Source organism: Collimonas sp. OK607 (assembly GCF_900111995.1).
Classification (GTDB): Bacteria; Pseudomonadota; Gammaproteobacteria; order Burkholderiales; family Burkholderiaceae_D; genus Collimonas.
Window position 1 is genome coordinate 1 of the sequence record NZ_FOKF01000075.1, and the last position, 8,967, is coordinate 8,967.

The 8,967-nt window shown below is 56.2% G+C and carries 7 protein-coding genes; 3 read left to right on the top strand and 4 right to left on the bottom strand.

Annotated elements, in window-relative coordinates:
* The coding region (locus tag BM029_RS25150) for an IS66 family transposase (protein WP_139217304.1) at positions 1–483 on the top strand (483 nt) is incomplete at its 5' end.
* A gap of 307 nt (positions 484–790) precedes the next feature.
* Here BM029_RS25150 and dsdC read toward each other — a convergent pair.
* The 3 genes from dsdC to BM029_RS25165 all read right to left on the bottom strand — a co-directional run bounded on the left by dsdC (position 791) and on the right by BM029_RS25165 (position 4,633).
* Positions 791–1,762: a DNA-binding transcriptional regulator DsdC gene (gene dsdC / locus BM029_RS25155; RefSeq protein ID WP_092440747.1), complete on the bottom strand. Its 972-nt coding sequence runs from the start codon at positions 1,760–1,762 to the stop codon at positions 791–793.
* Positions 1,763–1,888: 126 nt separating this feature from the next.
* On the bottom strand, positions 1,889–3,238 hold the full coding sequence (gene dsdA / locus BM029_RS25160) for a D-serine ammonia-lyase (protein WP_092440749.1): 1,350 nt from the start codon (positions 3,236–3,238) through the stop codon (positions 1,889–1,891).
* Positions 3,239–3,289: 51 nt separating this feature from the next.
* The gene (locus BM029_RS25165) at positions 3,290–4,633 is read right to left on the bottom strand and encodes a GntT/GntP/DsdX family permease (protein ID WP_092440751.1); all 1,344 of its coding nucleotides are present in this window, start codon (positions 4,631–4,633) and stop codon (positions 3,290–3,292) included.
* Positions 4,634–5,077: 444 nt separating this feature from the next.
* Between BM029_RS25165 and BM029_RS25170 the strand changes: the two genes are divergently transcribed.
* Together BM029_RS25170 and BM029_RS25175 are read left to right on the top strand one after the other, a co-directional pair.
* The gene (locus tag BM029_RS25170) at positions 5,078–7,312 is read left to right on the top strand and encodes an NADP-dependent isocitrate dehydrogenase (protein WP_092440753.1); all 2,235 of its coding nucleotides are present in this window, start codon (positions 5,078–5,080) and stop codon (positions 7,310–7,312) included.
* A 366-nt stretch (positions 7,313–7,678) separates the two neighbouring features.
* Positions 7,679–8,026: a hypothetical protein gene (locus BM029_RS25175; protein ID WP_092440755.1), complete on the top strand. Its 348-nt coding sequence runs from the start codon at positions 7,679–7,681 to the stop codon at positions 8,024–8,026.
* A 679-nt stretch (positions 8,027–8,705) separates the two neighbouring features.
* Here BM029_RS25175 and BM029_RS25180 read toward each other — a convergent pair.
* A partial coding sequence (locus tag BM029_RS25180; protein WP_139217257.1) for an IS3 family transposase occupies positions 8,706–8,967 on the bottom strand: 262 nt, incomplete at its 5' end.

The window sequence follows — 8,967 nt, forward strand, 5'->3', positions numbered from 1 at the left end:
TTCTTCACGGCCCTTTATGACATTGAGCGAGAGGTCATAGCACTCGCTCCCGAAGAGCGACGTCAAATTCGCGAGACCCGGGCAAAGCCGATCACTGACAGGTTGTACGCGTGGATGCAGAATCAACGCCGGCTGGTGCCGGAAGGATCTGCCATCGCTAAAGCATTGGACTACAGCCTCAAGCGCTGGGATGCGCTGGTGCGCTTCCTGGATAATGGCAATGTTCCCATAGACAATAATTGGATTGAGAATCAAATCAGACCGGTGGCAATCGGTCGCGGCAATTGGCTATTTGTCGGATCGCTACGAGCTGGGAAACGGGCCGCTGCCATCATGAGCTTGATTCAGTCGGCCAAACTCAACGGGCACGATCCATATGCCTACCTGAAAGACGTGCTCACGCGCTTGCCGACGCATAAAGCCAGCGAGATCGCAGATCTGCTACCCCACCGCTGGAAGCACAACCCGCCAGTCAACGCGTAGTAGAACGCATTTGCTATTGGCGGTATCCGTCAAGATGACTTTGCCAGCCGCTTACAACAATAGAAAGAAAGTAGGGTGGGCATTCTGCCCACGCGTGACCGCGATAACCGGAGCGCAAACTCACGCGATACCGAAACAGGCATCCGCACCGAGTCAATTCCGCGTGGGCATCTGTGCCCACCCTACGAAGTTCATACGCGATTTGCACAGACATAAAAAAGCCAGTCAGCTTACGCGACTGGCTTTTTGCTTGTGCATCCCATCTCTCTGCGCATCAAGTCGGGTCACGGCAAGATGCAAGAACGAGTCAGCCGGACAGCGGCTCCGCACCGTTAATCAGCAGTGACTGGCTGGCGCATTCGTGCAGCCAGTCTATGAAAACCTGCAACCGTCTGGGCATGGGGTCGTGCGGCGGGTGAACCAGATAGTAATCGTAGTGGCCGGACTGGGTGAAGCTACCAAAGGGCAATATCAGCTCGCCCTGGTCTATCCGCTTTTGTACCAGTTGCTGCCGGCCTATCGCGACGCCGGCGTGGTTCATCGCTGCAATCACGCACAGGTCGGAGCGGTCGAAGGTGATACCGCGCTCGGGTAGCAGCGCCGCCATGCCTTGCTGCGTAGCCCACAGCGTCCATTCGGCATCGTAGGCGGCGTTGTCCCAGGCCAGCGAATCGTGGAGCAGCGTGCATTGCCGCAGATTGTCCGGATTGTCCAGCAGGCCGTGGCGGCGGGCGTATTCCGGGCTGCAGACAGGCGCCATTTTTTCGCCCATCAGCTTGTGGCTGACCAGGCCTGGAAAGTCGCCATTCGCGTAATACAGCGCCAGGTCGATATTACGGGTGCGGAAGTCGGCGTTGTCGTTGCCCACCCGGATATCCAGCGATACCAGAGGATAGCGTTCGGCAAAGTCGCCCAGCCTGGGCACCAGCCAGCATTGCGCTACCGACGGCCGCACGTACAGCGCAATGGCGCCGGCAACTTCGGCCTGCGAGGTTTGCTGTAGCGCTTCGGACAGCTCGCCCACTGCATCCTGCAAGATCCTGAAAATGCGTTCGCCTTCCTCTGTCAGGCAAACCTGGCGCGTCAGGCGTTGGAACAGGCGGATGGACAAGGCGCTTTCCAGCCGGCCAATGCGGTGGCTGACGGCACTTGGTGTCAGGCATAGCTCGTCGGCGGCGCGCGAGAAGCTGAGATGGCGGGCGGCAACCAGAAAGGTGTAGAGGTTGGAGAACTGGGTGCTGTTGAGCCGCGAACCGATGCGTGGAGGGAGATTTAGCATGGCAATATTATCGTTGAAATTGCAAGCCGCCGGTCCCGCGCTGTATCAATAGCTAAAGTAGCGGCGAGACTGGCGGCTTATTCCTGCGGTCTGCTCCCGGTCGGCAGGTGTAGGCGCGGCAGGATTTCAGTCCGGCAGCAGCTGGCGACCCTTGGCCAGATAAGCCTCCATCTCGGCCGACGGCACCATGCCGCCACCGGTACCCCATACCAGATGGGTGGCATGGGCAAGTCGTTCTGCACTCAGGCCGACGCGGGCGCGATAGCCCTGTTGCTCGCCCAGCACTCTGGCCATGCCCGGCACGCCGGCCAGCGCCGACGGCTCCAGGCGTATGCCTTCGCTACGCTCCATTAACGCCAGCAGCCGGTACAGCTCCTCATCACTGACAGTATAGTAGCCGTCCAGCAGACGCTGCATGGCCTTGCCGACAAAGCCGGAAGGGCGACCAACAGCCAATCCATCGGCGGCGGTGACATTATCGATGCCGAAGTCTTGCACAGACACTGCATCGTGCAGGCCAGTATATACCCCCAGCAGCATGCACGGCGAGTGGGTGGGTTCGGCAAAGATGCAGTGCACTGCGTCGCCGAAAGTCAGTTTCAGCCCGAAAGCGACGCCACCAGGGCCGCCGCCCACGCCGCAAGGCAGGTAGACAAACAGCGGATGCTCGGCGTCCACAACGATATTGGCCGCAGTCAGCTGGCCTTTCAACCGTTCTGCCGCTACCGCGTAGCCAAGGAACAGATTGGTGGAGTTTTCATCGTCGACAAAGTGGCAGGCGGGGTCGGATTCGGCCTGCTTGCGACCCTCGGCCACGGCTACGCTGTAGTCGGAGGCGTACTCCACCACAGTGACGCCGTGCGAGCGCAGCTTGTCTTTCTTCCATTGGCGCGCGTCGGCCGACATGTGCACGGTGGCTTGAAAGCCCAGGCGCGCACTCATGATGCCGATCGATAGCCCCAGGTTACCAGTGGAGCCGACGGCAATTTTGTACTGGCCAAAGAAGGCCCGCGCCTTGTCGCTGTCTAGCACGGCGTAGTCGTCGCCGGCTTGTAGCAGACCGCCAGCCAGTGCCAGGTCTTCGGCCTGTTTGAGCACTTCATAAATGCCGCCACGGGCCTTGATGGAGCCGGAAATCGGCAGGTGGCTATCAGTCTTGAGCCACAAAGCGCCGCCCGGCTGCAGGCCGTGTTCCTGTGCCAACAGAGCTTGAAGAGCGGGCAGGGGACGGATGCCGGATTCGATAATGCCGCCATTCGCCGCCGTCTCCGGGAATACGCGCATGATGTAGGACGCATAGCGCGACAGGCGGGCGCTGGCGTCGGCCACGTCCTGCGCGGTCAGGCACACATCGCCCAATGCTTCCGAGGCCGGCGCGATAGCCGGATTGAACCAGCTGGTTTCTTTCAGCTCCACCAGATCGCGGATCAGAGGGTGGCTGGCGTACCAGTTTTCCAGTGTTTTTCCCAAAATCATTATTCAGCTCCTTGATTGATGTAAATTCTATGGACGTAATCGGTTGGCGGCTCAGACAAACCGCGACAGCAGCAAGGTCAACCCCAGGGCGACCAGCGAGGCCAGCACTGTGCCGCCGGTAAATTTCTTCAACGCGTCGGACAGCGATACCCCCAGGTATTCCTTCACCACCCAGAATGCGGAATCGGTAACGTGGGTCCAGCCTATGGCGCCGGCGCCGATCGCAATGACCATGATTTCCCGGCTCTGCTCAGGATGTGCGCCCAGCATCGGCAATACCATGCCGGCGGCGCTAATCATGGCCACGGTGGCGGAACCGACTGCGAAGTGCATCAGGCCGGCTACGAGCCAGGCCAGCACGATAGGGTTCATATGCAACTGTGCCAACGAGTCGCCCAGGACTTTGCCGATGCCGCTGTCGATCAGAATGCCGTTGAAGGCGCCACCCGCTCCGATAATCAGCAGAATGCTGGCCAGTGGCGGAAAACATTTCTCGGTCAGTTTCAGCAGATCGGCCATTTGCAGGCCGCGATGCAATCCCAGCGACCAGTAGGCAAACATTACGGCAATTGACAGCGCAATTAGCGGGTTGCCCAGAAAGGCAACTAGCTCGAATGCCGCCGAACCCTTGCTCAGCCCCATCATTCCGAGCGTCTTTCCCACCATCAGCAACAGAGGCAGCAAAATTGTGAACAGGGTCAGGCTGAAGCTAGGCAAGTCATTGCTTGCGCGGGTTTCGCAGCGCTCTTCCAGAAACGCCTCTTGCGTGGCAGGCGCCTCGCTCTTGCATACCAGCTTGATCCATAACGGCCCGGCGATGACAGCAGTGGGCAGCCCCACAATCAGGCCGTACAAAATCACCTTGCCCACATCCGCCCTCAGCATGCCGGTGATCGCCATTGCGGCGGGGTGAGGCGGCAGCATGCAATGCACCACCATCAGCGAAATGGCCAGCGGCACGCCAAGGTATAGCATGTTGAGGCGAGTATCTTTGGCTACCACGTAAATCAGAGGAATCAGCAGGACAAAACCCACCTCGAAAAACACCGGAATCCCGGCGATAAACCCCACCAGCATCATCACCCACGAGGCGCGTTGTTTGCCCAGAGTGTCCAGCAACGTCTGGGCAATGCGCTCGGCCCCGCCGGATTCCTCAAGCATTTTCCCGAGAATGCTGCCAAGGCCGATAATTGCTGCCAGAAAACCCAGCGTGCCGCCGATACCTTTCTCGACAGACCCGGCTATTTCGGCTAACGGCATGCCTGAGCCGATACCCACCACAAAACATGCTGCCATCAAGGCCAGGAAAGCATGAACCCGGACTTTAACGATCAGCACCACAATCAGCACTATCGCAGCCAGCAAAACCAGTAATAAGCCTGTACCACCCTGCATGACGTCTCCTTCTCCAGAAATATTAGTTGTTGTACGACGCGACCGGAATCGCCGTCTTGGCAGGTATTAGACGGCAGCGCTTAACGGCTGGCAAAGGATGGATACTCAAGGGACAGATGACGCAGAATCATCTATGCGTGGCAAAGGTAGGGCGGGGGTAGGGGGAGGCGCTGGGATATTGCCTAAAATATTGCCTCAAGAATCACTTTGGAATGCCGACTTAGCGGCTTCAAGGTAAACTACTGTCTGAATTTTTATTTAGCGCTTAAACGGGAGGTCGAATAAACTTCGCCTCTTGGGAAATGTGGCTTGCGTCCGAGGAAACGTTGCTTCCATGGACTGGCAGTCTCCCGGCTAATTCAGCGTGCCCGTAAGGATTGGTGGCAGAAAGCACCAAACCAATGTGGCAGCACCAACCAACACACCAACCGCAAGGAGATTACAGTGACCGCAGGTAAATCAACCATCATCTATACACTTACCGACGAGGCGCCGCTTCTGGCAACCGCTTCTTTGCTGCCTATCGTCAGGACCTTTGCCGCAGCGGCCGGTATAGATGTCGTAGAGAGCGACATCTCGGTGTCGGCGCGGATTCTTGCCGAATTCCCCGATTGCCTCCCCGATGACAAGAAAGTGCCGGACAATCTGGCTGAGTTGGGCCTCCTCACCCAGGAACCCGATACCAATATCATCAAGCTGCCGAACATCAGTGCTTCGGTGCCGCAGCTGGTCGCGGCCATTCGCGAACTGCAGGCACGCGGCTACAAGATCCCCGACTTCCCCGAAGATCCGAAGACCGACGAAGAAAAATCCATTTTGAAGCGTTATTCAAAGACGCTGGGTAGCGCCGTCAATCCGGTGTTGCGCGAGGGTAATTCCGACCGCCGTGCGCCGGCGGCGGTGAAACGCTATGCGCGCAAGAACCCGCACTCCATGGCCAAATGGAGTCCGGCTTCTCGCACCCACGTTTCCCACATGCACGGTGGCGATTTCTACGCCAGCGAAAAATGCATGACGCTGTCCAAGGCCTGCGACGTCAGGATGGAGCTGGTCGCCAAGGATGGCTCGATCACTGTCTTGAAGAACAAGGTGTCGCTGCAGGAAGGCGAGATCATCGACAGCATGTTCATGAGCAAGAAGGCGCTGTGCGCATTCTACGAAGAACAGATGGAAGACGCGCGCGAAACCGGCGTGATGTTGTCGCTGCACGTCAAGGCGACGATGATGAAAGTCTCGCACCCGATCGTATTCGGGCATGCGGTAAAGATTTTCTACAAGGACGCCTTCGCCAAACACGGCAAGCTGTTCGATGAACTGGGCGTAAATGCGAATAACGGTTTGAGCAGTGTCTACGAGAAGATCGCGACCCTGCCGGAATCCAAGCGTGATGAAGTGATCAAGGACCTGCACGCCTGTCATGAACACCGTCCGGAACTGGCGATGGTGGACTCGGCCAAGGGTATCTCCAATCTGCATGCGCCTAACGACGTGATCGTTGATGCTTCGATGCCAGCCATGATCCGCCTCGGCGGCAAGATGTGGGGTGCGGATGGCCGTCCGAAAGACACCAAGGCGGTGATCCCGGAAAGCACGTTCGCCCGGATCTATCAGGAGATGATCAACTTCTGCAAGACCAACGGCGCGTTCGATCCCACCACCATGGGCACCGTGCCGAACGTCGGCCTGATGGCGCAAAAGGCCGAGGAGTACGGCTCACATGACAAGACTTTCGAAGTTCCCGCCGATGGCGTGGCGCGCATTGTCGAACTTGACGGTACCGTGCTGCTGGAGCAGAACGTCGAGCAGGGCGACATCTGGCGCATGTGCCAGGTCAAGGACGCGCCGATTCGCGACTGGGTCAAGCTGGCGGTAAACCGCGCACGCCTGTCGGGCATGCCAGCGATTTTCTGGCTGGACGAGTACCGCCCGCATGAAGCCGAACTGATCAAGAAGGTGAAAACCTACCTGAAGGACTACGATCTGACCGGTCTCGACATCCAGATCATGTCGCAGGTACGCGCCATGCGCTACACCCTGGAGCGCGTGATCCGCGGCAAAGACACCATCTCGGTGACCGGCAACATCCTGCGCGACTACCTGACTGACCTGTTCCCGATCATGGAACTCGGCACCAGCGCCAAGATGCTGTCGATCGTGCCGTTGATGGCTGGCGGCGGCATGTTTGAAACAGGTGCGGGTGGATCGGCTCCGAAGCATGTCAAGCAGCTGGTGGAAGAAAACCACCTGCGCTGGGATTCGCTGGGTGAATTCCTGGCACTGGCCGTGTCGCTCGAAGATATCGGCATCAAGACCGGCAACAACAAGGCCAAGATCCTCGCGCAGACTCTCGACGACGCCACCGGCAAGCTGCTGGAGAATAACAAGTCGCCTTCACCACGCACCGGCGAGCTGGATAACCGCGGCAGCCATTTCTACCTGGCCATGTACTGGGCACAGGCGCTGGCGCAACAGACCGCCGACGCAGAACTGCAGGCGCAGTTTGCTCCGCTGGCCAAAAGCCTCACCGAGAACGAGCAAGCCATCACGGCAGAGTTCAAGGCGGTGCAGGGCAATCCGGTGGACATCGGCGGCTACTTCATGGTCGACCAGGAGAAGCTCAAAGCAGTCATGCGCCCAAGCGCAACCTTCAATGCGGCATTGAACGCTGCGGGTAACTGACGGCAAGGTAATGCGGATCTGCGCAATGCCGCAGATCCGTACCGACTTTCCGGCGCAATTTCGCAGCTCGCGTAGCAACGCTACGTGTTTTGGAATAGCAGCGGTTCGAATTGTTGTGTGCGAAGTAGAGGCCCCGACTCCGTCTAGTGCGGAGTCGGGAGCGACTTTCTGTTTGCCGATGATGTCAGTGAAATCTAGTCACTGGTATTTGTTTCCCACATTAATTCGCATACCGGCGAAATTGAAATCAATTTCGTGCAAGCAAGAAGCCTCTGGTACTAGAAGAAACATCGATTTTTGTCGACAGGCACATTGCCATTGAGATTGAGATTCAATCGAACAATCACTATCAACTGGGGAGCGGGTATGGATGCTGGTCAGTGGAATTGGTTGGAAATTGTCAAACTGTTGGCGAGTGTTTTAACTCCTATTGCTCTTGCTGTTTTCGGGATTTACGTTCACCACATTACGAAGCGATTTGAGCACGTCCAATGGCGGAGTCAAAAATTGGTCGAGAAACGTCTCTCAGTATACGAAGATCTCGCCCCGCTATTCAATGATTTGCTGTGCTACTTCACCTACGTTGGTTGCTGGCGCGACTTGAATCCTCCTGACGTTGTCACCCTCAAACGAACCATAGATAAAAAGATCCACATTGCAGCGCCACTTTTCAGTCCACAGTTCTTTGCATCCAGCATGGCGTTTCAGCGTTAAAAAGATACTCGGTCTGCCGGATCCTTGAAATTCATTGCACACCAGTTGCACACGACCGCCTGAAACCTCGCATAAATCCTCGTTTCTACATCCAGTCCATCATGGGATAGAAATCTCTGCATCGGATATTAGTCGTATGGGTATCAGGTGCGCGATACAGCATAGGCCAAACATGAGAAAAATTTTAGGATTTTTTTAAAAAAATAGCCCTGGGGTAGGGGGGCTAACATCCAAAAAACCGTCAAAGGCAGGTATAGACTACACACACTGGGAATGATGACGGGATAAATCTAAAACGATAAAAAAATAGAAGCGAGCGCACGTCCTGTTGTTCGCGTTGATAGATTCCCAAATGGTGGGGTACAAAGTGGGGGTACAAATCCACAAAATGAAAAAGGCCAATCCGAAGATTGGCCTAAGTCTTTGATTCTATTGGTCGGGACGGAGTGATTCGAACAATCTACCCCTTGCACCCCATGTGATTAATCGTGTGTCCAGGGACATCCAAATTAATCCATTTAATAAAATTAAACCCATATAAATCAATTGGTTATATATTTTTGTTGTCCAATGGCATCCAAAGAGATACACTGCAAGCCAATCAATTTGTAGGGGTAAATGTAGGGGTAAAATAGGAATGTGAGGTTCCCTCGATATTTCGTCTTCCATCAGGTGGATTTTATGCAGCCCGCTTTTCCTGATTTTGCTCACTGGCCCATTGTTCGAGGTGCTGGATTGGTGAGCGATATCCAAGCGTCGAATGCTGCCGTTTGCGATTATAAAAGACTTCGATGTATTCGAAGCTGGCAGCCTTCATGTCGGCATGCGTAGCGTAACGCAGGCCATGGTAGCGTTCATTCTTGAAACTGTTAAACCAGCTCTCCGTAGGGGCATTGTCCCAGCAGTTACCTTTCCGGCTCATCGAGCAAGTCATGCCGAAT

Coding starts and splice junctions, on each gene's coding strand:
- dsdC (WP_092440747.1), bottom strand. CDS start 1,762: ATGCTAAATCTCCCTCCACGCATCGGTTCGCGGCTCAACAGCACCCAG.
- dsdA (WP_092440749.1), bottom strand. CDS start 3,238: ATGATTTTGGGAAAAACACTGGAAAACTGGTACGCCAGCCACCCTCTG.
- BM029_RS25165 (WP_092440751.1), bottom strand. CDS start 4,633: ATGCAGGGTGGTACAGGCTTATTACTGGTTTTGCTGGCTGCGATAGTG.
- BM029_RS25175 (WP_092440755.1), top strand. CDS start 7,679: ATGGATGCTGGTCAGTGGAATTGGTTGGAAATTGTCAAACTGTTGGCG.